Here is a 24,551-nt window from a genome sequence, read left to right as displayed (position 1 = left end):
ATGCGCCGCGTCGTCGTCACTGGGCTGGGCATCGTCTCGTCCATCGGGAACAATGCCCAGGAGGTTCTCGCCTCGCTGAAGGCGGGGAAATCCGGCATCACCGCCAATGCCGAGATGGCCGAGCGCGGCTTTCGCAGCCAGATCGCCGGCAACGTCAAGCTGGACGTGACCGAGCATGTGGAAAAGCGCACGCTGCGGTTCATGGGGCCGGGGGCGGCCTATGCCCACATCGCCATGGCCCAGGCCATTGCGGATGCCGGGCTTGAGGAAAGCGACATTTCCAACCCGCGCACCGGACTGGTCGCCGGGTCCGGCGGGCCGTCGACCAGTGCGATGCTGGCGGCGCATCAGATCGTGCTGACAAATGGCGCGCCCAAGCGGATCGGGCCGTTTGCGGTGCCGAAGTGCATGTCGTCGACCATCAGCGCCAATCTCAGCACGGCCTACAAGATCAAGGGCATCAACTATTCCATCACCTCGGCCTGCTCGACCTCGCTGCACTGCATCGGCAATGCGGCCGAGCAGATCATGATGGGCAAGCAGGACGTGATGTTCGCCGGTGGCGGTGAGGAACTGGACTGGACCCTGTCCTGCCTGTTCGACGCGATGGGCGCGATGTCGTCCAAGTACAACGACACACCGGACAAGGCTTCGCGCGCCTTCGATGCGGGCCGCGACGGCTTTGTGATCGCCGGCGGCGGCGGCATCCTGGTGCTCGAGGAACTGGAGCACGCCAGGGCGCGCGGTGCCAAAATCTATGCCGAAGTCACCGGCTATGCAGCCACATCCGATGGCCACGACATGGTCGCGCCCTCGGGCGAGGGCGGTGAACGGGCGATGCGACTGGCGCTGCAATCCCTGACTGACCGCAAGGTGAGCTACATCAACGCCCACGGCACATCGACACCGGTCGGAGACGTCGGCGAGATCGAGGCCGTGCGCCGGGTCTTCGGCGACGGCTCTACCCCCCCGGTGAGTTCGACCAAGTCGATGACCGGCCACAGCCAGGGTGCCACCGGCGCGCAGGAGGCGATCTATTGCCTGCTGATGTTGCAGAACGACTTCATCGCGCCGTCGATCAACGTCGAGACGCTTGATCCAGCCCTCAAACCTGCGGAAATCGCCACAAGCCTTGTGGAAAATGCCGGGCTCGATACGGTGATGACCAATTCCTTTGGCTTTGGCGGCACCAACGGCTCCATGCTGCTCAGCAAATATCACGGGTGAGATCAAAGACATGTCGGATCAGCTGAAAGGCAAGCGCGGGCTTGTCATGGGGGTGGCCAACGAACGGTCGATCGCCTGGGGCATCGCAAGGGCGCTGGCCGGGGCCGGGGCCGAACTCGCGTTCACCTACCAGGGCGAAGCCTTCGGTTCGCGCTTGAAGCCGCTGGCCGAAAGCGTCGGATCGGATTTCATGGTCGATGTGGATGTGACCGATGATGCCTCGCTGGACTCGGCGTTCGAGCAGCTGGCAGCGCGCTGGCCGAGCATCGACTTTGTGGTGCACGCCATCGCGTTTTCCGACAAGTCGGAACTGACCGGGCGGTTTCTCAACACCTCGCGCGACAACTTCAAGCGGTCGCTGGACATTTCAGCCTACAGTTTTGTCGAGATTGCCCGGCGGGCGCACCCGCTGATGGTCGACAACGGCGGCACGTTGATCACCCTGACCTATCAGGGCAGCAACAAGGTGGTGCCCAATTATAACGTCATGGGCGTCGCCAAAGCCGCGCTTGAGGCTGCGACGCGGTATCTTGCCAATGATCTGGGCCCCGAGGGCATTCGGGTGAACGCCATCAGCCCCGGGCCGATGAAGACTCTGGCCGGGGCCGCCATCGGCGGCGCCCGCAAAACCTACAAGCACACCGACATGAACGCGCCGCTGCGCGCCAATGCGACGCTGGACGCCGTCGGTGGCACCGCTGTCTACCTCGTGTCGGATGCTGGTGCCTGCACCACGGGCGAGATCATTCACGTCGACGGCGGCTTTCATATCCTGGGCATGCCGCAGTACGAAAACCTTTAGTCCCTGCCTGCAAGTCCGGGTCTGGCGCGCGCGCCGTGTCGTTCGGTCCGATTCGGATCCAGCGACCGACGCGCGCGACTCATATCTGCGCGTCCAGCCATCGATACCCGGCAACTCATGGGCGTACCCCGTGACTCCCATCAATCAATGGGTGAGTTGTGCAGTGAAATTTCCCCGAAAATCAGGGGGTTTCGGAAAAATATCAAATACCCGACCCTCCAAGTCGCCTTGGCGACACCGGGGCAGGCGGTCGTGGTATACCAATATACAAGAGTGATGAGTATTGTTTTAGCTTCGGCGGGTTTGGGCAGGTGCCTGAACCCGCCTTTTTCTTTCTGACACGCTGTCACGGCTGCTGTCGGGGCGGTGCATCGTCAGGACAGACAGGGCACGCCAGTCGCTGCCGCCCGCGAAATGCAGCAGACCGGTTTCAGGCGCTGTTCGCGATCTGCGCCGACAGCAATTCGGCGTTGAGAACTTCGATCTCTTCCTTGCGGATCGCAATCAGCCCGTCGTCCCGCAGGCGGCCAAGGACCCGGTTCACGGTCTGGCGCGAGCAGCCGGCGACATTCGCGAGATAAGACTGGCTGACCCGCACCACTGGATCCGCAGTCGAGAGATGCCACAGATAGCTGCTGATCCGCTGTTCCACCGGCTGAAACTGGTCGATCGCCTTGAACTGGTTGTCCCGCAGCATCCGGCCGACATAGGTCCGCGCCACGTTGCGTATGAAGAACTCGGATTGCATGACCGTGCGGATCCGGCTGTTGGGGCAGAGCAGGGTAGTGGTCCCCACGGGAGCAACCGCCGTGGCAACGCAGGGCAGTTGACCAATGACTTCGGCCTCGCCCATGGCCTCTCCCGTCCCGAGATGCGTGATGATCGCCCGGTTGCCGTTGGGGGTGATGAACGAGATTTCGGCGGTCCCCGCAGCGATGATGTAAATTCCCGAAGGAAGCTCGCCCTGAGTCAGGATTTCGGTCGCCTTTGTGTGTTGTTTGGCGATGCATTGATCCAGAAACGCCGCCTTTTCCGCCACCGGCATGTCATCCAGCAACGCGCAATTCAGAAGGTCGGGAAATTTTTCGGAGTTTTTCATACGCGCGCGTGTGCTCTGTCCTGGAGGGAGTGGATGTCTATCCTGCTGGTACGGTTCAGGTCAGGGCGGGCCGCCCCGTTACGCGTCCGCGTTGCGCCGCTAGCCTGCCCGCATGTGTTCAGAACCATTGTCCGGGTTCCATGAGGCCCAGATCCAGAAGCTGGCGGGAATGCCATTCGAATTGGGCCGAGTTATGCCAGCGGAAACTGCTGATGTCGAATGTCGATCCGGGGTTCTTCTTGAGCGCCTTGGCGGTACGGAACGAGACAATCGCCGCGGTCAGATTGTTGTGCCAGGGGCAGGCGTAGGTGTTGTATTCCTCGTCGTCAAAGGTGTGATCCGACCGCAAACGCAACCCCGGCTTTGCCTTGAACAGCGCGATACGGTCGATTTTCCGCCGCTCCGGCGGCACGTGCTCTTCAAAGCGCCACCGCAGCCCGCCGAAAAAGTCCAGCTGCCGGTCCTTGGGGTGGTTGTGGTTTGCGGCATCCGCGCGCGCCAGGGCGTAATACCCCGAGCGGTCCAGGTACGCCTCGTCGAGGGAGACGGCATCGGGCGCGCTGTTCAAGTCCCCGGCGTACAGGTCGATGACATAGCACAGCATGGCATCGCGCCGTTCCTCGGCGTGAAACGCAAGCATTTCGCCGATGACCCGGGTCTCGCAGAACGGGTGGAACAGGTATTCGGCGTTGAAACAGTAATAGAGCCAGATCCCCGGCGCCGCATCAATCACCGCATTGACCGCCGCCTCGACCGCACCTTCGGCGCCCGGGTCATAGTCGACGCGGTGGACGCTGTCGGTCAGGTCGGGCGGCAGGTCAAAGACGGTCGGCATGAACACGACCACGCTGTGAAAGCCGCTCTGCTGGTGATGCCGCAGGGTTGTATCCAGTTCGACATCGTCCTCGGCAAAGACCAGCGCAACCGGCCCGGTGGCCAGCGACGCCGCTCCGCGCGACAGAAAGTTGTTCAGACCCGAGTACTGCATGCCACCTCTGTTAGCATTCGCGCCAGATTTGGTGAATTTTCCCACTATTGCAAGCCAGTGCGGAAATTATGCGGAGTTCCGCCAGTTTTGTCAGCAGGGCGCGCTGCCGTCTCATACGGGGCGCTTGATCGCCCTGCAAAGTTTCGCATTGAGACGGACCCCTGTTTCGCGGTATCTCCCGCCCCTGAACCCGATCCCGGAGCCCCCGCCATGACCTCGCCCAAGAAGCTGTTCATCAAGACCTATGGCTGCCAGATGAACGTCTATGATTCCGAGAGGATGTCAGAGGCGCTGGGGGAACAGGGATATGTTGCGACCGACACGCCCGACGACGCGGACATGATCCTGCTCAATACCTGCCATATCCGCGAACGTGCGGCGGAAAAAGTCTATTCCGAGCTGGGGCGCTACAAGGGGCTGAAAGAGGCAAGACCTGACCTCAAGATCGGTGTCGCCGGCTGTGTGGCGCAGGCCGAAGGCGCCGAGATCATGCGGCGCCAGCCGCTGGTTGATCTGGTGGTCGGCCCGCAGAGTTATCATCGACTGCCGCAGATGGAGGCGCAGGTCCGGACCGGGGTCCGCGCGCTCGACACCGATTTTCCCGAAGAGGACAAGTTCGAGGCGCTGAAGGCCCGCCCCAGGGCACGCCGTGCGCCGGCGGCATTTCTGACGGTGCAGGAGGGATGTGACAAGTTCTGTGCCTTCTGTGTCGTGCCCTACACCCGCGGCGCCGAAGTCAGCCGCCCGGCGGACCGTGTGCTGGCCGAGGCACGGGATCTGGTCGCGCGCGGCGTCCGCGAGATCACCCTGCTGGGGCAGAACGTAAATGCCTATCACGGGGCAGGGGCCGGGGGGGACTGGTCCCTGGCCCGGCTGATCTGGGCGCTGAACGATGTCGACGGGCTGGAGCGGATCCGCTTTACCACCAGCCACCCCAACGACATGAGCGACGATCTGATCGAAGCACATGCAACCTGCCCAAAACTCATGCCCTATCTGCATCTTCCCGTGCAGTCCGGCAGCGACCGCATTCTCAAGCGGATGAACCGGTCTCATACCGCCGAAAGTTATCTGCGGCTGATCGAACGGCTGCGTGCGGCGCGCCCGGACATCCTGATGTCGGGCGATTTCATCGTCGGCTTTCCCGAAGAAACCGAAGCAGACTTTCAGGCGACGCTCGATCTGATCGAGGCGGTGGGCTACGGGTATGCCTACACCTTCAAGTATTCCACCCGCCCGGGCACCCCGGCGGCGGATCGGGCGCAGGTTGACGAGGACGTGAAGGACGATCGCCTGCAACGGTTGCAGGCGCTGATCACCCGGCAGCAGCAGGCCGTACAGCAGTCGATGGTTGGGCGCGACCTGACTGTCCTGTTCGAAAAGCCGGGTCGGATGCCCGGACAGATGGGCGGAAAGTCCGAATATCTGCACGCGGTTCATGTCCTGGCGCCCGAGGCCCGGCCGGGTGACATGGCGCGGGTCAGAATCACCGAGAGCGCCCGAAACTCGCTGAAAGGCGTTTTGATCTGACCTGACAGAGATGTCCGGCCCCGCATCTGTTCGCGAACCACGCAGATTAATAGCGGGCGGCAAGCCTCTGAAAATTCCCTGAATTTGTGTAAACCACGAGATATTCGCGGCTTCTGGTAGACAGTGTTTCCCAAATAGCCACAATATCTTGTGGTTTTCGCTTCACATAGGCATTTTGTTTGCTAATGTGTTGATTATAGTCAGTTTGCGCCGCCCTGCATTTTTTCGCGCGCGGTCTCCTGGGGGAACAACAAGAGGGACAGAGGCTGTGGCCAATCGTATTTCCAAAGCCGTTCGATCCGCGATGACGGTCGCGGCGCTTGTCAGTGTCGTGGGGGTGTCAGCGGTGGTGCCCGGCTATGCCCAGTCGACCGGTGTGTCCGGCGGCGCTGTCGATGCCCGCACACCCGTCGTTTCGACGCAGAACACCCGCACCATCCGTGGTGAACAGTACATTCCCGGTATCTGGGTGGATCCCGACGGATGTGAACACTGGGTGATGGATGATGGTGTCGAAGGTTACATGGACAACCATCTGACCCGTCAGGGCATCCCGGTCTGCCGTCGTCAGAACGTCTGCGGCGTGATGAACACGGACCAGTTTTTTGCGACCGACAAATATGCGATCGCTCCGGCGGGACGCCAGCGCCTGGCCGATTTCTTCCGCTCGTCTTCTGCCGTTGCCTTCGTGGTCGTCGGCCATACCGACAGCCGGGCCTCGGACGACTACAACATGCGCCTGAGCTACAACCGCGCCAATTCCGTTGCGGCCGTCGGGAAATCCGTCGGCGCGAACATCGTGGATGTGCGCGGCTACGGCGAACGGATGCCGGTGGCGACCAATGGCACCAACGAAGGCATGGCCAAGAACCGTCGTGTCGAAATCATCTGCATTCAGTAAGGGGACCGGATAAATGACATTCGCAAGAACACTTCTGGTCCTGCCGCTGATGGGCGCATTGGCGGCCTGCTCGCCGGATATTCCGATTGGCCCGGACAAGAGCGCCGACCGCAACTTCTTTGATCGCGACGACCTGACCCAGATGAAGGCCGGGATCTGGGTCGACCCCAATGGCTGCGACCACTGGATCATCGACGACGGCGTCGAGGGCTACCTGTCGGGTCGGCTGGACAAATACGGCAAGCCGGTCTGCTCGGGCACGGCCCCGCCGACCATCGCCACCGGCGATTTCAAGCAGGGCTCGACCAATATCATCGGCGATCCGCTCTAGCATCTTGGGCATCGCCTGCATATCTCAGGCCGTGCAGCTGCCAGCTGCGCGGCCTTTTGCCATTTCGACCCCTGCCATACGTCGGCATTCGCTTGCCTTGTCCGTCCGGGCTTGGCACCCTCACCCGGAACCGCAAGCTTGGAGACATGCGTGACCACAGGCACATTGACCGAAGTCAGCCTCGAATTTCCCGACAACCGTTTGCTTATCGAACTCTGTGGTGAGTTTGATCGCAACCTAACCGATATCGAGACGCGGCTCGGGGTTCAGATCCTGCGTCGCGGCAACATCCTGGCGATCCACGGCGAACCCGCTGCGCAGGCAGAGGCGAAAGAGGTGCTGAATGCCCTCTACGCCCGGCTCGAGCAGGGCCGCAGTGTCGGGCAGGGCGACATTGACCGGGAATTCCGCATGGCCCCGGACGAGCCCGCAGGCGCGGATGCGCAGATGGAGATGTTTTCCGGCGGCAAGGTCGAGATCAAGACCCGCAGGAAGCTGGTCGAGCCGCGCACGGATGCGCAAAAGGCCTATGTCCGGTCGCTGTTTCAGCACGAACTGGCGTTCGGCATCGGGCCGGCGGGCACCGGCAAGACATATCTTGCCGTTGCTGTCGGCGTGAACATGTTCATCAACGGCATGGTCGACAAGATCATCCTGTCACGACCTGCCGTCGAGGCCGGGGAAAAGCTGGGCTTTCTGCCGGGCGCGATGGAGGACAAGGTCGATCCCTACATGCAGCCGCTCTATGATGCGCTGAACGATTTCCTGCCGGGCAAGCAGCTTGCCAAGCTGCGTGAGGAAAAGGTGATCGAGATCGCTCCGCTGGCGTTCATGCGGGGGCGGACCCTGGCCAATGCCTTTGTGGTGCTGGACGAGGCGCAGAACGCCACCACGATGCAGATGAAGATGTTCCTGACCCGTCTGGGCGAAGGATCGCGCATGGTGATCACCGGCGACCGCACGCAGATCGACCTGCCGCGCGGCGTGCCGTCGGGGCTGCAGGATGCGGAGCGGCTGTTGGGGAATATACCCAAGATCAGCTTCAACTACTTCACGGCCAAGGATGTGGTGCGTCACCCGCTGGTGGCGGCGATCATCGAAGCCTACGAAAAGGACACCGGGGGCGCATAATGCCGTCGGACCCGAAGATGATCACGGACATCATTTCAGAGGACGACCGCTGGAGAGGTCTGGGTCTGGACGCATTGGCCGAAACGGCGGCCCGTGCGGCCCTGAATCACCTGAACCTTGACCCCGGACAGTACGACATTGCGGTGCTGGCATGCGACGATGCCCGCATCGCGACCCTGAACGCCGATTTTCGGGGCAAGCCGACACCGACCAACGTTCTCAGCTGGCCGGCCTGGGACCTGTCGGCCGAAGTCGAGGGCGCGGCACCCGACGACGCGCCGCCAGGATCCGAGGCCGACCCCGAAAGCCTTGGCGACATTGCCATTTCCTGGGACACCTGCGCGCGCGAAGCCGCAGAATCGGGCAAATCCATGCCTGACCATGTGTCGCACCTGATCGTGCACGGAATTTTGCATTTGCTGGGGTATGATCATGTCCGTGACGGCGATGCCACGTTAATGGAGGGGCATGAGACCGCCATACTTGGCAAAATGGGTATCGACGACCCATATAGGGACGACTAGACGACGTAAAAGGAACGGCAGTGCCTGGCGCATTGCTGATTTGGACAGGGATAAGATGGGCGACAGCGACGGTTCTTCTAACGCAGCGCAGAGCGCGCAGGACGAGGAACAGGATAACAGGTCGGTGGGGTTCTTCCGCCGGATCGTGGGGGTACTGACCCCCGGAGAGGGCGCGACGCCCGACGTCAATGGCGAGGTGCAGAGCTCTGTTCCGCAGCCGACGCACGGGATGATAAATCTGCGCCGGATGCGGGTCGAGGATGTGGCCGTGCCACGGGCCGAGATCGTTTCGGTGCCCGACAGCATCTCCAAGGACGAGTTGGTCAGGGTCTTCCGGGAAAGCGGCATGACGCGGTTGCCGGTGTTCAGCGGTACGCTCGACACGCCGGTGGGCATGGCGCACCTCAAGGATTTTGCCCTGATGCATGGCTTCAACGGTGCGAACACCCAGTTCGACCTGAAGAAGATGCTGCGGCCGCTGCTTTTTGTGCCGCCCTCGATGCCGATCGGCGTGCTGCTGACCAAGATGCAGACCGAACGGCGTCACATGGCGCTGGTGATCGACGAATACGGCGGCGTTGACGGGCTCGTCACCATCGAAGATCTGATCGAACAGGTCGTCGGACAGATCGAGGACGAGCACGACACCGACGAGGGCAAGAATTTTACCCAGGAAAAATCCGGCTGCTATCTGGCGCTGGCCACCACGCCGCTGGAAGAGTTCGAAGCCGAGATCGGCATGCAGTTGACCGATCACGACGATATCGACGGCGAGGAAATCGACACCCTGGGCGGTCTGGTCTTTGTGCTGTCCGGACATGTGCCCGCTCGCGGGGAGATGGTGCCGCATCCGGACGGCGTCGAATTCGAAGTTGTCGATGCTGACCCGCGCCGGATCAAGCGGTTGCGCGTCCGTATGCCCGGCAGCCCCGGCACGGCTGCGGCCGCCGCCGCCAATGCCGCTGCCGAGGCGGGCCGTGTCTGACACTACGCCGCCTGCGGCCCGTGTCCGGGCCGCGCATCTGCCGCAGTGGAGTCGGCTGCCGCTGGCGATTGCTGCTGGCGGCATTTTTGCGTTGGGGCAGGCACCTTACGATCTCTGGATGCTGGCCTTTCCGGGGCTGGTTGCGGTCTTTGCCCTGATCCGGATCATGCCACACGGCTGGATCGGGGCGGGATGGGCCTTTGGTCTGGGGTATTTCGGTCTTGGGCTCGGCTGGATTGTCGAACCGTTTCAGGTCGATGCCGCGACGACGGGCTGGATGGCCCCCTTTGCGTTGTTCGGCATAGCCGCGGGTCTGGCGTTGTTCTGGGCTCTGGCCTTCTGGGGGGCGGCTCAGGTGGGCCGCGTCTGGGCGCTGGTGCCGTTCTGGGCCGCTGCGGAACTGGCGCGGGCCTATGTCCTGACCGGATTTCCCTGGGCGCATGTGGCCTATCTCTGGGCGCCGTCGCCGGCAATTCAGTGGGTGTCCCTGTTCGGCCCGCACGGACTGGGCCTGCTGACCCTGACCCTCGCCGCCCTGTGCGCACAGGCCGTTGTGACCCGGCGTGTGCTGCCAATGACAGGTGCCGTCGCGCTGGGCGCCTTGCTGCTGGCGGGCGGGCACTGGCTGACGCCGCCGCCACAAGACAACAGCGCCCGGCCCTGGGTGCGTCTGGTGCAGCCCAACGCGCCGCAAGAGGAAAAGTGGGATCGTGACAAGGCGCGGATGTTCTTTGAGCGTCAGGTCGACTTTACCGCCGCGCCGCCGACAGCGGGCCGCCCGGTTCCGGCGATGACCATCTGGCCGGAGACGGCCCTGCCCATGCTGCTGGCCCATGCGGACGAAGCTCTGGCGGTGGTCTCGGATGCCGCGGGCCCCGCAACCCAGGTGGTGGTCGGGGTGCAGCGCGAAGACAATGGCGCCTATTTCAACAGTCTGGTGGTGACCGGCGCCGATGGCGCGGTGACGCAGCTGTACGACAAGCATCACCTTGTCCCGTTCGGCGAATACATGCCCTGGGCCAGCCTGTTTGCCAGGTTCAACATCCTTGGCCTTGCGGCACGGGCGGATGGCGGATTTGCGGCCGGGCCGGGGCCTGTGCTGCTGGATCTTGGTCCGCTGGGCCGCGCCGTGCCGCTGATCTGCTACGAGGCGGTGTTTCCGCAGGATGTGCATGGGGTGCCGGGACGCGCCGACATGCTGTTGCAGATCACCAATGATGCCTGGTTCGGTGACTGGTCGGGACCGTACCAACACCTTGCTCAGGCGCGAATCCGCGCGATCGAGCAGGGTCTGCCGATGCTGCGCGCCGCCAACACCGGCGTTTCCGCCGTGATTGACGGTGCGGGCCGCACCCTCGGCCAGATTCCGCTCGGGCAGGCGGGCTATCTGGATCTGCCGCTGCCGGCGGCGCTGGCGCCGACGTTGTACAGCCGCCTCGGCGACCTTCCGGTACTGATTCTGCTGCTCGTGCTGTCCGGAGGGGCCCTGGCGGGGCGGCGGCGCAATTCCGATTGACCCTCCGGCTGACGCAGCGTATCCCCGGCGTCAGCCTAAAACATCCCGTCACAACGGCTTCCTGGCGTGACGGCAGGTATCAACGGAGCACTCCCATGTCGCGTAACAACTACATTTTCACTTCCGAGTCCGTCTCGGAAGGGCATCCCGATAAGGTCTGTGACCGGATTTCGGATGCAATTCTTGACGCCTTTCTGTCCGAAGACCCGTTGGCACGCGTCGCCTGCGAAACGTTCGCCACCACCAACCGCGTGGTGATCGGTGGCGAAGTCGGCCTGACCGATCAGGACAAGCTGTCCGCCTATATGGCGGCGGTTCCGGATATTGCCCGGGCCTGCATCAAGGACATCGGCTATGAGCAGGACAAGTTCCACCACGCGACCTGTGAAATCACCAACCTTCTGCACGAACAGTCCGCCCACATCGCCCAGGGCGTGACCGGCGGCGGTGATCGTGATGAAGGCGCCGGCGATCAGGGCATCATGTTCGGCTATGCGACGAACGAGACAGAGGCGCTCATGCCCGCGCCCATCCAGTACTCGCACGCAATCCTGCGGCGTCTGGCCGAAGTGCGCAAGGACGGCACCGAGCCGTTGCTGCGCCCGGATGCCAAGTCGCAGCTGTCTGTGCGCTACGAGAACGGCAAACCGGTGGGGGTGACTTCGATCGTGCTGTCGACACAGCACGCCGACGAGCGCCAGAGCTCGGACGATGTCCGCGCGATTGTCGAACCCTACATCCGGGAAGTGCTTCCCGACGGCTGGATTGACGAAGCCACCGAATGGTGGGTCAATCCGACGGGTGTCTTCGTGATCGGCGGCCCGGACGGCGACGCGGGACTGACCGGGCGCAAGATCATCGTCGACACCTACGGCGGCGCGGCGCCGCATGGTGGCGGTGCATTTTCCGGCAAGGATCCGACCAAGGTTGACCGCTCGGCGGCTTATGTGGCGCGTTACCTCGCCAAGAACGTCGTTTCTGCGGGCATGGCGCGGCGTTGCACCGTGCAGCTGAGCTATGCCATCGGCGTGGCCAAGCCGCTGTCGATCTATGTCGACACCCACGGCACCGGCGAAGTCGAAGCGTCGGCGATCGAACGGGCGATTCCCAAGGTCATCGACCTCACCCCGCGCGGCATCCGCACCCATCTCGAGCTGAACAAGCCGATTTATGCACGGACGTCGGCCTATGGCCATTTCGGCCGCGCGCCCGAAGCCGATGGCGGCTTCTCGTGGGAGCGGACCGATCTTGTCGAGGCGCTGAAAAAGGCGGTCTGAGCCATTTGGCAGTAGATTCGGCAAGGGCGTCGCCAGTGCGGCGCCCTTGCTGTTTGCGGCGCGCGGTCTGCCGACCCCCTGCCCAGACGCCATTCCGGCACCTGTATCTGCGCATTTTGCGTCTCTCCGGCGTCCGGACCGGCATCCTGCCCGGTTGCGCGTCGCGCCGGGCGGCCTTAAACGGCAGCGCATGAACAATGACACACATCCTTCCGGTGCCCCGTGGCGCAACTTCTATGGTCGCTTCAAGGGCAAGACCCTGCGCCCGTCGCAGGAGGTGTACCTGGACGAGGATCTCGCGGCGCTGTCCCCGGGGCCTGTCAGCTGGGAAGAAAATCCCGACCGCACCGCCATTGATCTTACGGACGTGTTCGGCGCGGTGCCGCTGTGGCTCGAGATCGGCTTTGGTGGCGGCGAACACATGGTGCATCAGGCGGCGGCCAGCCCCGGCACCGGTCTGGTGGGCTGCGAACCCTTCATCAACGGCGTCGCCATGCTGCTGGGAAAGGTGCGCAAGGCGGAGGTCGACAATCTTCGGATCTATCCCGGTGATGTGCGCAACCTGTTTGATGTCGTGCCCGAATCCACCTTTGACAAGGCGTTTCTGCTCTATCCCGATCCCTGGCCGAAAAAGCGCCATCACCGCCGCCGCTTTGTGACCCAGGAATACCTTGTCCCGCTGCACCGCGCCCTGAAGCCCGGCGCCGAATTCCGCGTCGCGACCGATATCCCCGACTATGTGCGCCAGACACTGCTGGAAGTGCCGAAGGCCGGATTCGAGTGGCTGGCCCAGGGACCGTCCGACTGGCGCGAGCCCTGGGACGACTGGATTTCGACACGCTACGAGCAAAAGGCGTTGCGCGAGGGTCGGGTGCCGCATTACCTGACCTTCCGCCGACTATAGGCGACCGGTGGTGACCGCCTGTCCGGCCGGTTTCGCGTAATTCGTCAGAATACCAGGCCACGATGATGGACGCCACGCCGGCGGATTGCTATCAGGCGCGCAAACCACGGAGAATTTCAGATGTCTGCACATGGCACGCCGATCCCGATGACCGCGCACCGTTCCGGCCCGCTGAAGGGCGAGGCGCATGTGCCTGGCGACAAGTCGATCTCGCACCGGTCGCTGATCCTCGGCGCGATGGCGGTGGGCGAGACGCACATTACCGGACTGCTGGAAGGTCAGGACGTGATCGACACCGGCCGGGCCATGCGCGCCTTTGGCGCCGAGGTCACCGACCATGGCCAGGGCGTCTGGACGGTGCAGGGTGTCGGTGTGGGCGGTTTTGGTGAACCCGACAATGTCATTGACTGCGGCAATTCCGGCACCGGGGTACGGCTGATCATGGGGGCGATGGCGACCTCGGCCATCACCGCGACCTTTACCGGCGACGCCTCGCTCAACAAGCGGCCGATGGCACGGGTCACCGATCCGCTGGCGCTGTTCGGAACGCAGTCCCATGGACGCACCGGCGGACGGCTGCCGATGACACTGATCGGCGCGCGCGACCCGCTGCCGGTGCGCTACACGGTCCCGGTGCCTTCGGCGCAGGTGAAATCGGCGGTGCTGCTGGCCGGGCTGAACGCCCCGGGCGAAACCGTCGTGATCGAACGCGAAGCGACGCGGGACCATTCGGAACGGATGCTGGCAGGCTTTGGCGCCGTGATCTCGACGGAAGTCACGGACCAGGGCCGGGTGATCACCCTGCAGGGCCAGCCCGAGCTGAAACCGCAGACCATTGTTGTGCCCCGCGATCCCAGCTCTGCGGCCTTTCCGGTCTGCGCGGCACTCGTGGTCGAAGGCTCGGACGTGCTGGTGCCCAACATCGGCCTCAACCCGACCCGGGCCGGGCTGTTTACCACGTTGCAGGACATGGGCGCGGACCTCACCTTCGAGAACCTCCGCGAAGAAGGCGGCGAGCCGGTCGCCGATCTGCGCGCGCGCTTTTCGCCCGACATGAAGGGCATCGAAGTGCCGCCCGAACGCGCCGCCTCGATGATCGACGAATATCCCGTGCTGTCGGTTGTGGCGGCCTTTGCCACCGGAGACACGGTGATGCGCGGCGTCAAGGAACTCCGGGTCAAGGAAAGCGACCGGATTGATGCCATGGCCTCGGGTCTGCGCGCCAACGGCGTGGCCGTGCAGGAGGGCGAGGATTGGTGGATCGTCACCGGCGGCGGCCCCGGCAGTGTGGCGGGCGGCGAGACGGTGCAGAGCCATCTGGACCACCGCATCGCGATGTCGTTCCTGATTCTCGGCATGGCGGCGCAAAAGCCGGTTTCGGTGGACGATGGCGGCCCGATCGCCACCTCCTTTCCGATTTTCGAGCCCTTGATGAGCGCCCTCGGCGCCCGGATCGAGCGGACCGAGACGTGAAGGTCGCGCTGCCGCTGCTGGCCGCGCTTGCCGCTGCGCTGTTTGTTGCCCTCAGCTACTACACCTACACGGTGGTGATTCCCGAGGCCGGTGGGCTCTGGACCATTGACATGCGGGTGCTCGGCTATTCCGCCGAAACGGCTCGGCACTATCTCGAGACGTTGTCATCGCGGGGCCGGGCGGTCTACCTGCTCGAGGTGCGGTGGCTGGACACCGTGTTCCCGGTGGTGCTCGGGACCGTGCTCGTGCTGGCGGCGCGGGCGGGCGGGGCGCGCGTTCTGGTGCTGCCCGCAGTGGTCTATGTCCTGCTCGACCTGCTTGAAAACATGTTTGTCGCCCAGTTGCTGCGCGCCGGGGCCGAACGGCTGGACCCGCATCTGGTGGAACTTGCGGCGCTGTCGACGATGGGCAAATACGCGGCTCTGGTCTGTGCCGTCGGCGTAGTCGTCGCGCAGGGTCTGCGCCGGTCCGGGCGCGCAGCGGGGCAGGGGTAGTACAGGCATGGCATTCACAATTGCAATTGACGGACCGGCGGCGGCGGGCAAGGGCACGATCTCGAAAGCCGTGGCGCAGCACTTCGGCTTTGCGCATCTGGACACCGGGCTGCTGTACCGGGCCGTCGGGCGCCGGATGCTGGATGGTGTGCCCGCCCTGGACGCGGCCCGCGCCCTGATGGCGCAGGACCTGGACGCAGAGGATCTGCGCGCACCCGCGGTTGCGCAGGCCGCATCGAAGGTCGCGGTCATGCCCGAGGTGCGCGCCGAACTGGTGGATTTCCAGCGCGCCTTTGCCCGGCGTTCGGGCGGTGCGGTGCTGGATGGGCGCGACATCGGCACGGTGATCTGCCCCGAGGCCGAAGCCAAGCTGTTTGTCACCGCCAGCGCCGAGGTGCGGGCGCAACGGCGTTTTGCCGAGCTGGCCGGCGCGGGGGTGATCACCAGTTACGACCGGGTTCTGGCCGACGTCAGGGAGCGCGACGCCCGCGACATGGGACGCGCCGAGGCGCCGCTGCGTCCGGCACGTGACGCCGTGCTGATCGACACATCCGAGATGGATATTGACGCCGCGGTTGCGCGTGCCATCGATGCTGTCAACCTTGCACGCCGATCGACCTGAGGTCTGGTTCCGCGCGGTCAGGAGCGCTGCACGATTTCCACAGGATCAGCAAAGGCCATTGGTGAGCCCTGTCAGACGCCGCAATGGCGCATAGGCCGATGCCGTCGGGCGCAGGGCCTCTGGATGGCGCGAATGCGGCGAAGCAGTGCAGCCGGGCGTTGGCTCCGGCCCCGGGGATCGCGGCGGCACACGGTATGGGTGCCGCGCCACCGCGCACGCATGCGTCGTTGCGACGGATTCAGGATTGGTTTTGCTGAAAGGACAGCGCGGCGGGAAAACACCGGATGTTCTGGCACAATCTCCAGCCATCCTTCCCGGGTAACAGCGGATTACCCTGGAAGCTTCCAGAAAACTGGATGCAACAAGGGTAATCCGATGGACACAGGAGTCGCCCGCCGGGCTAGGTCGCGATCAAAGCCCCTGACGTTTACGGGTGTTGTTCACCGCGTAGCCAATGCCGCGCATGATACCGGAGGCGTTGGACGGCAGGCGGATCGAGGCGTCCGCAATCGCTTCGCGTTCGTCGGAAAAATCATCCCGCTTGAAGTGGGCGGACAGCAACAGCACTGACAGCAGAGGGTTGATCTTGCGCAGGTGCATCAGCTTCGGCAGCGCCTTGTCGATATGGCCGAGGGAATCCAGATCGATCGCAAACACTGTCTTGTGTCCGACGCGCTGGCTGGCGGCACGAAATGCCAGCGCCTTGGAGCGATAGACCTCCAAAGAGCGGAATTCGTCGCCGATCCGATCAAAAATCGGGGCCAGGCCCAGATTCTTGCCGTGCAGCAACACCATGTCCATATGCGCCATGGCGCCTGCGGCCTTGCCGATCCTGGCATCCAGCCGCGCGTCCAGACGGTCAAACAACCGGTCCGAGACGTCTGCGTCGCCATTGCTGTCGCGCAGTTGAACATGTGCGTCCTGATGACGCCACGCAGTTGTCCTGCGTGTGTTGGATTTGACTGGGTACTCTTCAACAGAAAACTGATCAAACGGAAGAATACGCTCTTGCCGTGACATATTTTCGATTCCTTGTGTCGGTGCCCCCGACCCAGAACTCGTACAAAGAATATAACGTGGCGTCGCGATGCGGCCCAGAAGTAACTTGTGTCATTGTCGGCGCGTGGCTCAGACCTGTTATTTCTAACGGTTTTGCCGTGAATCTGGAAACGAAAATCCCGTATTCCGGGAATTGGCTTTGTAAACTGTGTCGGATTGATGCTGGTTGGCATCAAGCTGGCGGGCGGGCGTTTCGGTGCCCGAGCCAGCGGTTGCGGCGGCGGAATGTGCCGTCTGTATCCTGTCTGAATGATGTCGGTCCGAAGATGCGGCAACGAGGAATAAATCCCCGGACCGCCCGCATAGTCTTGCGTTTTGGACGCTCAGGCGCTATAGCGCCCGGGTCGATAAGGCGAATAATGCCGCAGAACCAGAGACGCAGGCAGGGTCGGGACTTCACCGGCCCTCTTTATGTTTTGTGGCGGCTCAAGACCAATCCGTTCCACCCAAGGTGGGCACAACCCCAGACCGGCGGAGACAACCGCGCGGCCAGAAAAGCTGTAGTAGATAGGATATTAAAACCGTATGTGCGCTAAAGCATCCATGGAGGAATTCGAAGCCCTTCTGAACGAAAGCTTCGAAATGGACACCCCGGACGAAGGTTCGGTTGTCAAAGGCAAGGTCATCGCGATCGAAGCGGGCCAGGCCATCATCGACGTCGGCTACAAGATGGAAGGCCGCGTTGATCTCAAGGAATTTGCGAACCCCGGCGAACAGCCCGACATCACCGTCGGCGACACTGTCGAAGTGTTTCTGCGCCAGGTCGAGAACTCGCGCGGCGAAGCCGTCATTTCCCGTGAAATGGCCCGCCGCGAAGAAGCCTGGGATCGTCTCGAAAAAGCCTATGCTGACGATGCCCGCGTCGAAGGCGCGATCTTTGGCCGCGTCAAGGGTGGCTTTACCGTCGATCTCGGCGGCGCCGTGGCGTTCCTGCCCGGCTCGCAGGTCGATGTCCGCCCGGTGCGCGATGCCGGCCCGCTCATGGGTCTCAAGCAGCCGTTCCAGATTCTCAAGATGGACCGTCGTCGGGGCAACATCGTTGTGTCGCGCCGTGCGATCCTCGAAGAGAGCCGCGCCGAGCAGCGTGCCGAAGTCATCGGCAACCTCACCGAAGGTCAGGCCGTGGACGGCGTGGTCAAGAACATCACCGAGTACGGCGCATTCGTCGATCTGGGTGGCGTCGATGGCCTGCTGCACGTGACCGACATGGCATGGCGCCGTGTGAACCACCCCTCCGAGATCCTGGCGATCGGCGAGACGGTCAAGGTTCAGGTCATCAAGATCAACAAGGAAACGCACCGCATCAGCCTCGGCATGAAGCAGCTGCAGGAAGATCCGTGGGATCTGGTGGCCGGCAAGTACCCGCTGGAATCGACCCATGCGGGCCGCGTAACCAACATCACCGATTACGGTGCGTTTGTTGAACTGGAGCCGGGCGTCGAAGGTCTGGTCCACGTGTCCGAAATGTCCTGGACCAAGAAGAACGTGCACCCGGGCAAGATCGTGTCGACCTCGCAAGAGGTTGAGGTCATGGTGCTCGAGATCGACCAGGCCAAGCGCCGCGTGTCGCTGGGTCTCAAGCAGACCATGCGCAACCCGTGGGAAGTGTTCGCGGAAACACACCCCGAGGGCACGCAGGTCGAGGGCGAGGTCAAGAACATCACCGAATTCGGTCTGTTCATCGGCCTCGACGGCGAGATCGACGGCATGGTCCACCTTTCCGACCTGTCGTGGGACGAGCGCGGCGAAGACGCCATCCAGAACTACCGCAAGGGCGATATCGTTCAGGCGGTTGTCTCTGAAACCGACATCGAGAAAGAGCGTATCTCGCTCTCGATCAAGGCTCTTGGTGGCGACAAGTTCCAGGAAGCCGTCGGCGGCACCAAGCGCGGCTCGATCGTGACCGTGAACGTGACGGCCATCGAAGACGGTGGCATCGAAGTGGAATATGAAGGCATGAAGTCCTTCATCCGCCGCTCTGATCTGTCGCGGGATCGTGCCGAGCAGCGTCCCGAGCGGTTCTCGGTTGGCGACAAGGTTGACGTGCGCGTCACCAACGTCGACGCCAAAACCCGCCGTCTGGGCCTGTCGATCAAGGCCCGCGAGATTGCCGAAGAGAAAGAGGCAGTCGAGCAGTTCGGGTCGTCCGATTCGGGTGCGAGCCTGGGCGACATTCTTGGCGCGGCTCTCAAGCGCGACGAGTGATCCGGGACTGACGTCCGGCAAGATTCTGAAAAGGCCCCGGAGTTTCCGGGGCCTTTTTTTGCGGCGCAGAAGTCGCGAATCAATGGCCTTGTGGTGCGGGCGCGTGCCGACCCCCGGTGCTCGGCCGCCGGTGTGTATCAGCGCCGAATCATGCTGTTTCACACAGGGAATCTGCAAAGCAATTGCAATTAATGGGTTTTTCCTGCAGATCGTAGTTCCGTTTCAGGGACTTCCACGTATAGTTCGAGTCATTCGAAATGGCTGCACAACGTGCACAGGGGGATGGAGACCATGATCAGGTCTGAATTGATCCAGAAGATTGCAGACGATAATCCGCATCTGTATCAACGGGACGTTGAGCGGATCGTAAACACCATTTTTGACGAAATCACGGATGCGATGTCCCGGGGCGACCGGGTCGAACTGCGCGGCTTTGGCGCCTTTTCGGTCAAGCAGCGGGATGCGAGGGTGGGACGGAACCCGCGCACCGGTGAATCAGTTGAGGTGGAGGAAAAGCATGTTCCCTTCTTCAAGACCGGAAAACTTCTGCGCGACCGCCTGAACGGAAAGTAAACAGATGCGCTACATTCGCTACGCCTTTCTGGCCTGTCTGGCCATTATCCTTGTCTCGGTGGCCCTGGCCAACCGCGGCTTTGTCACCCTGCAACTGCTGCCCGCCGATCTGTCGATCCTGCTGGGCGTGCAGGAGCGGATTGAACTGCCGCTGTTCCTCGTGATCTTCGGGGGTATCGTCGCGGGCCTGCTGATCGGGTTCTTCTGGGAGTGGCTGCGCGAACACAAGCACCGTGCCGAGGCAGCGCGGCGCCAGTCCGAGGTCAAACGGCTTGAACGTGAGCTGCGCCGGGTGCGCGGCGAGCGGGACAAGGACAAGGACGAGGTTCTCGCGCTGCTGGATCAGGCCAGCTGATCGCAACTCGCTGGTGGTCCGGGGCCTCGGGTGGTTCGGGGGCGCTGCCCCCGTCGCCCGCCGGGCGGCTCTCCCGGGATATTCGGGACCCAGTGACGCAGGGGCTGAACGCCTGCGGGGAGACATGTCTTGGCTGACATTCGGGTAAAGATCTGTGGTCTGACACGCATCGAGGATGTGGCGGCAGTGGCTGGGGCCGGGGCGGCATATGCGGGCTTCGTGTTCTTTGCCAAATCGCCCCGCGCCGTGAGTGTCGCGCAGGCGCGCGCGCTTGCCGTCGAGGCGCCGGTGGGGCTGGCAAAGGTGGCGCTGGTGGTGGATGCAAGCGATGCGTTTCTGGATGAGATCACCGGAGCGGTGCCGCTGGACATGCTGCAACTGCACGGAACCGAGACTCCCGAGCGGGTTGCGGAGATCAAGCGGCGGTACGGTTTGCCGGTGATGAAGGCGGTCGGGATCGCCGGTCCGGAGGATGTCGACAAGCTGGACCTCTACAGCCGGGTGGCGGATCAGCTGCTGGTCGACGCCAAGCCCGCGCGCGATGCGGTGCTGCCGGGCGGCAACGGACTCAGCTTTGACTGGCGACTGATTTCTGCGCGGCGCTGGTCGGTGCCGTGGATGCTGGCCGGCGGGCTGACGCCACAGAACGTGGCAGAGGCGATCGCCGTCACCGGCGTGCGGCAGGTGGATGTGTCCTCGGGGGTGGAATCCGCACCGGGCGTCAAGGACGCCGCGCTGATCGGGGCATTTGTGTCCATGGCGCGATCGGGGCGGGGGGCGGTGCCGAAGCTTTAGATCACAGCAGGTCGAGCACCGCTTCGGGCGGGCGGCCGATCACCGCGCCGTCGGTCGCGAATGCAATCGGGCGTTCGATCAGCCCCGGCGTCTGCGCCAGTGCCCCCAGCAGGGTTTCCGGGTCGGTATCCGCCGTCAGGCCAAGGCGGAGAAACGCGGGCTCATTGGTGCGCACCATGTCGATGACCGGGCGTTTCAGGGCCTGCCGCGCGGCGCGCAGCTCTGCCAGGTCTGGCCGATCCTCCAGATAGCGCCGGACCGTGACGGTCGCACCGGCATCGGTGAGCAGCTTCAGCGCCGCGCGGGACTTTGAGCACTGCGGATTGTGCCACAGGGTGATCTGCATGATCAGAGCCAGGCCGCGCGATCGGTGCCGACGGCCTCGGAGACATTGGCAAAGCCGTCCCGCATCAGCAGGCGGTCCAGCCCTTCGGCGATGTCTTTCACCAGCGACAACCCGCCGTAAACCAGCGCCGAGTAGAGTTGCACGGCTGACGCCCCGGCGCGGATCTTGGCATAGGCCTGGTCCGCCGATCCAACTCCGCCAACGCCGATCAGCGGCATTCCGGGGCCCACCAGGGCGGACAGCCGTGCCAGAACCCGGGTGGACCTGTCAAACAGCGGCTGTCCAGAAAGCCCGCCGGCTTCATGTGCCAGTGGCGATCTGAGGCCGTCGCGCGACAGGGTCGTGTTGGTGGCAATGATGCCCGCGATTGCGCTGGCCGTCGCCACTTCGGCAACGTCCCTGAGGCCGTCTGCGTCCAGATCCGGGGCAATTTTGAGGAACACCGGTATCGGCCGGTCCAGCGTTCCGCGCGCCGTCATCACGCCGGCCAGAAGCGCGGCGAGCGCATCCTTGCCCTGCAGGTCACGCAGTCGTTCGGTGTTGGGGGAACTGACGTTCACGGTGGCGAAATCCAGCTGTGCGCCGCAGTGCGCCAGCACTGTCGCAAAGTCACCGGCGCGGTCGAGGCTGTCCTTGTTCGCGCCGAGGTTCAGGCCGATCACCGCATCGCGCGGGCGGCTGGCGAGGCGGGCGGCGATCGCCTCCATCCCGTCGTTGTTGAAGCCGAAGCGGTTGATCACCCCGGCATCTTCGGACAAACGGAACAGGCGCGGCTTCGGGTTGCCGGGCTGTGGGCGCGGGGTCGCGGCCCCAACCTCGATAAAGCCGAAACCGGCGCGGGACAGACCGGAAAGCGCGGTGGCATTCTTGTCGAATCCGGCCGCAAGGCCAACAGGGTTGGTCAGCGCCAGCCCTGCGACCGTGGTGCGCAACCGTTCGGACGTGACCAGCCCGGGGCAGGGGGCGGCCCCCAGCTTGAGCGCCTGCAGCGCCAGCCGATGCGCGGTTTCCGGCTCGAACCGGTGCAGCAGCGCAAGTCCGAGGCGTTCGCCGATCACAGGGTCAACCCGTCAAAACGGTGCTGTCCGTCTGCAAACGGCAGGTCCTTGGCCCAGAGCACATCCCGGGTCGTCAATGCCCGGTAGAGGTGGGGGAACAGGGCCCCGCCGCGGGACACCTCCCACTTCAGCGCCTCGCCAAGTGCGTCGGAGTCGAGCGCCAGAATCTTCAGGTCCGCCGCTCCGGCAAAGTGTTTCGCGGCGGTCTCCTCGACCTGATCGCCGGTCGAGATGTGGATGTAGCCGTCAGCGAGGTCAATCGGGGCGCCGAGGGTGCTGCCGGTCTGAACGAACGCGTCATATTCGGGCGCGCGGAAGATCTTGTATATATGAGCCATACCTGCGGTTTGCCTTGGGGACGCGGCTGCGTCAAGCGTGGTCGGAGCGGGTCGGCACCTGTTGGCCCGCGTCCCGCCGTGACGGCGCCTGACGCGCCGCGCCGCCCGGGCTCCGGAGGCCGCTCAACAGGCAGGCAGCCCGGAAATGATCGCCGGTTTCTCTCCTTGGGTAAACTTTGACTCGCGGCCGGCCGCGTTGCAACATCATGGCCGGAACACCACCGGGCAGCCAAGCCCGGGCAACCGACAGAGAGGAAGACCCCATGTCCCTTCGCCTTTTGACCAGTGCAGCAGCTCTGGCCCTGACCGCAGGTGCCGCAAGCGCAGACTATTCCCTGACCATCCTGCACACCAACGACTTCCATGCCCGATTCGAGCCGATCAGCAAATATGATTCGGGATGTTCCGCCGAGGACAACACCGCGGGCGAATGCTTTGGCGGATCCGCGCGCCTGGTGACGGCAATCGAGGCGGCCCGCACCCGGACCAACAATTCGATTCTGGTCGATGGTGGCGACCAGTTCCAGGGCACGCTGTTCTACACCTACTACAAGGGCAAGCTTGCCGCCGAAATGATGAACAAGATGGGCTATGACGGCATGACCGTCGGCAACCATGAATTCGACGACGGCCCCGAGGTGCTGCGCGGCTTCATGGATGCGCTCGACTTTCCGATCCTGATGTCCAACGCCGATGTCTCGGGGGAACCGCTTCTGGCGGATGTGCTGATGAAGTCCGCGGTCATCGAGAAGGGGGGCGAGAAGATCGGCCTGATCGGACTGACGCCGCAGGACACCGACGAACTGGCGAGTCCGGGGCCGAACGTGACATTCTCCGATCCCTCCGCCGCGGTGCAGGGTGAGGTCGACAAGCTGACGGCCGAGGGGGTGAACAAGATCATCGTGCTGTCGCATTCCGGTCTGAACGTCGACAGGACCGTGGCCGAGAACACCACCGGCGTGGATGTCATCGTCGGCGGGCATGACAATTCCCTGCTGTCCAACACAATCGAAGGGGCAAAAGGGCCCTATCCGGTGATGGTGGGCGACACCGCCATCGTGCAGGCCTACGCCTATGGCAAGTTCCTGGGGGAACTGAACGTGACCTTCGACGACGCCGGTGTGATCAAGGAGGCGGTGGGTGAGCCGATCATACTTGACGGAGCGGTGGCGGAGGATGACTCGACCAAAGCGCGCATCGCCGAAGCTGCCGCGCCTCTGGAAGAAATCCGCAACAAGGTTGTCGCCGAAACCGCCGAGCCGATCGTTGGCGACCGCAACGTCTGCCGGGCGATGGAATGCGCCATGGGCAATCTGGTGGCCGATGCCATGCTGGCACGGGTTGCGGATCAGGGCATCCAGATTGCCATCGCCAATTCCGGCGGGCTGCGCGCCTCGATTGACGCGGGCGAAGTCACCATGGGCGAGGTGCTGACGGTTCTGCCGTTCCAGAACACCCTGTCCACCTTTTTTGTCAGCGGCCAGACGGTGATCGATGCGCTGGAAAACGGGGTTGGCCAGATTGAAGAAGGTGCCGGTCGCTTCCCGCAGGTCGCGGGCATGACCTTTGCTGTGGACAAGGCCGCCGCACCGGGCAGCCGGGTATCGGACGTGATGGTGGCCGGCGCCCCCATCGACCCCGCGGCGACCTATGGACTGGTCTCCAACAACTATGTGCGCAACGGCGGCGACGGCTACAAGATGTTCATAGATGCAAAGGATGCCTATGACTTCGGGCCCGACCTGGCGGATGTCACGGCGGAATATCTGGCGGCCAAGGGACCGTACAAGCCCTATACGGACGGTCGTATCACCATGAAGTAGACGGTGCAGCACCGATGAAAGAGGCGCGCCGGGGTCCCTGGCGCGCCGCATCGGCAAGGCGGTGTCGGGCTGCGATAAGTCTGCCGATTGTCTCCTTTGCCTCCGGCGGGAGAGTTGCATCCCGGAGAGGCCGGGACTGTTTGGCTCCTCTCCGGGGGGCAGCGCCCCAGGGTCCGGCGTGACAACCCGGACCTG

25 protein-coding genes and 1 riboswitch are annotated in these 24,551 nt (G+C 63.5%); of the genes, 19 read left to right on the top strand and 6 right to left on the bottom strand.

Annotated elements, in window-relative coordinates; genetic code table 11:
- A complete protein-coding gene (gene fabB, locus FOY53_RS04970; RefSeq protein ID WP_146586346.1) occupies nucleotides 1–1,227 on the top strand; it encodes a beta-ketoacyl-ACP synthase I in 1,227 nt (408 codons plus the stop codon).
- Between the two features lie 10 nt (nucleotides 1,228–1,237).
- Entirely contained in the window at nucleotides 1,238–2,029 is a 792-nt protein-coding gene (locus FOY53_RS04965; RefSeq protein WP_146586344.1) for an enoyl-ACP reductase FabI, read from the top strand.
- 430 nt (nucleotides 2,030–2,459) lie between these two features.
- Here FOY53_RS04965 and FOY53_RS04960 read toward each other — a convergent pair whose 3' ends face one another.
- Together FOY53_RS04960 and FOY53_RS04955 are read right to left on the bottom strand one after the other, a co-directional pair.
- Complete coding sequence (locus FOY53_RS04960; protein WP_146586342.1) at nucleotides 2,460–3,128, bottom strand: Crp/Fnr family transcriptional regulator; 669 nt, start codon at nucleotides 3,126–3,128, stop codon at nucleotides 2,460–2,462.
- Nucleotides 3,129–3,246: 118 nt separating this feature from the next.
- Nucleotides 3,247–4,116 (bottom strand): hypothetical protein, encoded by an 870-nt coding sequence (locus tag FOY53_RS04955; protein ID WP_146586340.1) that lies wholly within the window; start codon nucleotides 4,114–4,116, stop codon nucleotides 3,247–3,249.
- 210 nt (nucleotides 4,117–4,326) lie between these two features.
- On the opposite strand from FOY53_RS04955, the gene miaB reads away from it, so the two are divergent.
- The 12 genes from miaB to FOY53_RS04895 all read left to right on the top strand — a co-directional run bounded on the left by miaB (nucleotide 4,327) and on the right by FOY53_RS04895 (nucleotide 15,804).
- Entirely contained in the window at nucleotides 4,327–5,646 is a 1,320-nt protein-coding gene (gene miaB, locus FOY53_RS04950; protein WP_146586338.1) for a tRNA (N6-isopentenyl adenosine(37)-C2)-methylthiotransferase MiaB, read from the top strand.
- Nucleotides 5,647–5,914: 268 nt separating this feature from the next.
- Nucleotides 5,915–6,547, top strand: coding sequence for an OmpA family protein (locus FOY53_RS04945; protein ID WP_246107285.1), 633 nt, complete (start codon nucleotides 5,915–5,917; stop codon nucleotides 6,545–6,547).
- Between the two features lie 13 nt (nucleotides 6,548–6,560).
- Nucleotides 6,561–6,878, top strand: a complete 318-nt coding sequence (locus FOY53_RS04940) for a hypothetical protein (RefSeq protein ID WP_146586336.1) — start codon at nucleotides 6,561–6,563, stop codon at nucleotides 6,876–6,878.
- Nucleotides 6,879–7,028: 150 nt separating this feature from the next.
- Nucleotides 7,029–8,009: a PhoH family protein gene (locus FOY53_RS04935; RefSeq protein WP_146586334.1), complete on the top strand. Its 981-nt coding sequence runs from the start codon at nucleotides 7,029–7,031 to the stop codon at nucleotides 8,007–8,009.
- A 17-nt stretch (nucleotides 8,010–8,026) separates the two neighbouring features.
- Nucleotides 8,027–8,533, top strand: coding sequence for an rRNA maturation RNase YbeY (gene ybeY / locus FOY53_RS04930; protein WP_146586332.1), 507 nt, complete (start codon nucleotides 8,027–8,029; stop codon nucleotides 8,531–8,533).
- Between the two features lie 55 nt (nucleotides 8,534–8,588).
- Nucleotides 8,589–9,518 carry a hemolysin family protein gene (locus tag FOY53_RS04925; RefSeq protein WP_146586330.1) on the top strand — a complete coding sequence of 310 codons (930 nt, stop codon included), beginning with the start codon at nucleotides 8,589–8,591 and terminating at the stop codon, nucleotides 9,516–9,518.
- Complete coding sequence (gene lnt / locus FOY53_RS04920) at nucleotides 9,511–11,034, top strand: apolipoprotein N-acyltransferase (RefSeq protein ID WP_246107284.1); 1,524 nt, start codon at nucleotides 9,511–9,513, stop codon at nucleotides 11,032–11,034. Before FOY53_RS04925 ends, lnt begins: the two co-directional genes overlap by 8 nt.
- 42 nt (nucleotides 11,035–11,076) lie before the next feature.
- A riboswitch (SAM-SAH riboswitch) is annotated at nucleotides 11,077–11,124 on the top strand.
- A 5-nt stretch (nucleotides 11,125–11,129) separates the two neighbouring features.
- Nucleotides 11,130–12,311 (top strand): methionine adenosyltransferase, encoded by a 1,182-nt coding sequence (metK, locus tag FOY53_RS04915; RefSeq protein WP_146586326.1) that lies wholly within the window; start codon nucleotides 11,130–11,132, stop codon nucleotides 12,309–12,311.
- 190 nt (nucleotides 12,312–12,501) lie between these two features.
- On the top strand, nucleotides 12,502–13,215 hold the full coding sequence (trmB, locus tag FOY53_RS04910; protein ID WP_146586324.1) for a tRNA (guanine(46)-N(7))-methyltransferase TrmB: 714 nt from the start codon (nucleotides 12,502–12,504) through the stop codon (nucleotides 13,213–13,215).
- A gap of 120 nt (nucleotides 13,216–13,335) precedes the next feature.
- Nucleotides 13,336–14,688: a 3-phosphoshikimate 1-carboxyvinyltransferase gene (aroA, locus tag FOY53_RS04905; RefSeq protein WP_146586322.1), complete on the top strand. Its 1,353-nt coding sequence runs from the start codon at nucleotides 13,336–13,338 to the stop codon at nucleotides 14,686–14,688.
- On the top strand, nucleotides 14,685–15,182 hold the full coding sequence (locus tag FOY53_RS04900) for a hypothetical protein (RefSeq protein WP_146586320.1): 498 nt from the start codon (nucleotides 14,685–14,687) through the stop codon (nucleotides 15,180–15,182). The genes aroA and FOY53_RS04900 overlap by 4 nt, the downstream gene beginning before the upstream one ends.
- 7 nt (nucleotides 15,183–15,189) lie before the next feature.
- Nucleotides 15,190–15,804, top strand: a complete 615-nt coding sequence (locus FOY53_RS04895) for a (d)CMP kinase (RefSeq protein ID WP_146586318.1) — start codon at nucleotides 15,190–15,192, stop codon at nucleotides 15,802–15,804.
- Between the two features lie 411 nt (nucleotides 15,805–16,215).
- On the opposite strand, the gene FOY53_RS04890 is transcribed toward FOY53_RS04895, so the two are convergent.
- Nucleotides 16,216–16,824 (bottom strand): hypothetical protein, encoded by a 609-nt coding sequence (locus FOY53_RS04890; protein WP_146586316.1) that lies wholly within the window; start codon nucleotides 16,822–16,824, stop codon nucleotides 16,216–16,218.
- A 564-nt stretch (nucleotides 16,825–17,388) separates the two neighbouring features.
- On the opposite strand from FOY53_RS04890, the gene rpsA reads away from it, so the two are divergent.
- The 4 genes from rpsA to FOY53_RS04870 all read left to right on the top strand — a co-directional run bounded on the left by rpsA (nucleotide 17,389) and on the right by FOY53_RS04870 (nucleotide 20,791).
- Nucleotides 17,389–19,068: a 30S ribosomal protein S1 gene (gene rpsA, locus FOY53_RS04885; protein WP_342783958.1), complete on the top strand. Its 1,680-nt coding sequence runs from the start codon at nucleotides 17,389–17,391 to the stop codon at nucleotides 19,066–19,068.
- Between the two features lie 282 nt (nucleotides 19,069–19,350).
- Complete coding sequence (ihfB, locus tag FOY53_RS04880) at nucleotides 19,351–19,641, top strand: integration host factor subunit beta (RefSeq protein WP_186766516.1); 291 nt, start codon at nucleotides 19,351–19,353, stop codon at nucleotides 19,639–19,641.
- Nucleotides 19,642–19,645: 4 nt separating this feature from the next.
- The gene (locus FOY53_RS04875) at nucleotides 19,646–19,996 is read left to right on the top strand and encodes a lipopolysaccharide assembly protein LapA domain-containing protein (RefSeq protein ID WP_146586311.1); all 351 of its coding nucleotides are present in this window, start codon (nucleotides 19,646–19,648) and stop codon (nucleotides 19,994–19,996) included.
- Nucleotides 19,997–20,125: 129 nt separating this feature from the next.
- Nucleotides 20,126–20,791 carry a phosphoribosylanthranilate isomerase gene (locus FOY53_RS04870; protein ID WP_146586309.1) on the top strand — a complete coding sequence of 222 codons (666 nt, stop codon included), beginning with the start codon at nucleotides 20,126–20,128 and terminating at the stop codon, nucleotides 20,789–20,791.
- Nucleotide 20,792: 1 nt separating this feature from the next.
- Here FOY53_RS04870 and arsC read toward each other — a convergent pair whose 3' ends face one another.
- The 3 genes from arsC to FOY53_RS04855 are packed head-to-tail and all read right to left on the bottom strand — an operon-like array spanning nucleotide 20,793 to nucleotide 22,533.
- Nucleotides 20,793–21,137 (bottom strand): arsenate reductase (glutaredoxin), encoded by a 345-nt coding sequence (gene arsC, locus FOY53_RS04865; protein ID WP_186766515.1) that lies wholly within the window; start codon nucleotides 21,135–21,137, stop codon nucleotides 20,793–20,795.
- A 2-nt stretch (nucleotides 21,138–21,139) separates the two neighbouring features.
- Complete coding sequence (locus tag FOY53_RS04860; RefSeq protein WP_372834520.1) at nucleotides 21,140–22,192, bottom strand: quinone-dependent dihydroorotate dehydrogenase; 1,053 nt, start codon at nucleotides 22,190–22,192, stop codon at nucleotides 21,140–21,142.
- Nucleotides 22,192–22,533 (bottom strand): DUF952 domain-containing protein, encoded by a 342-nt coding sequence (locus FOY53_RS04855; RefSeq protein WP_146586305.1) that lies wholly within the window; start codon nucleotides 22,531–22,533, stop codon nucleotides 22,192–22,194. The genes FOY53_RS04860 and FOY53_RS04855 overlap by 1 nt, the downstream gene beginning before the upstream one ends.
- 263 nt (nucleotides 22,534–22,796) lie before the next feature.
- Here FOY53_RS04855 and FOY53_RS04850 point away from each other — a divergent pair, with 263 nt between their 5' ends.
- Nucleotides 22,797–24,356 carry a bifunctional metallophosphatase/5'-nucleotidase gene (locus FOY53_RS04850; protein ID WP_146586303.1) on the top strand — a complete coding sequence of 520 codons (1,560 nt, stop codon included), beginning with the start codon at nucleotides 22,797–22,799 and terminating at the stop codon, nucleotides 24,354–24,356.
- Nucleotides 24,357–24,551: the final 195 nt, after the last annotated feature.

The sequence above is a fragment of the Puniceibacterium confluentis genome (assembly GCF_007923445.1).
Lineage (GTDB): Bacteria > Pseudomonadota > Alphaproteobacteria > Rhodobacterales > Rhodobacteraceae > Puniceibacterium > Puniceibacterium confluentis.
The sequence above is the reverse complement of the archived record's forward strand: the minus strand, read 5'-3'. Positions and strand labels throughout refer to the sequence as shown.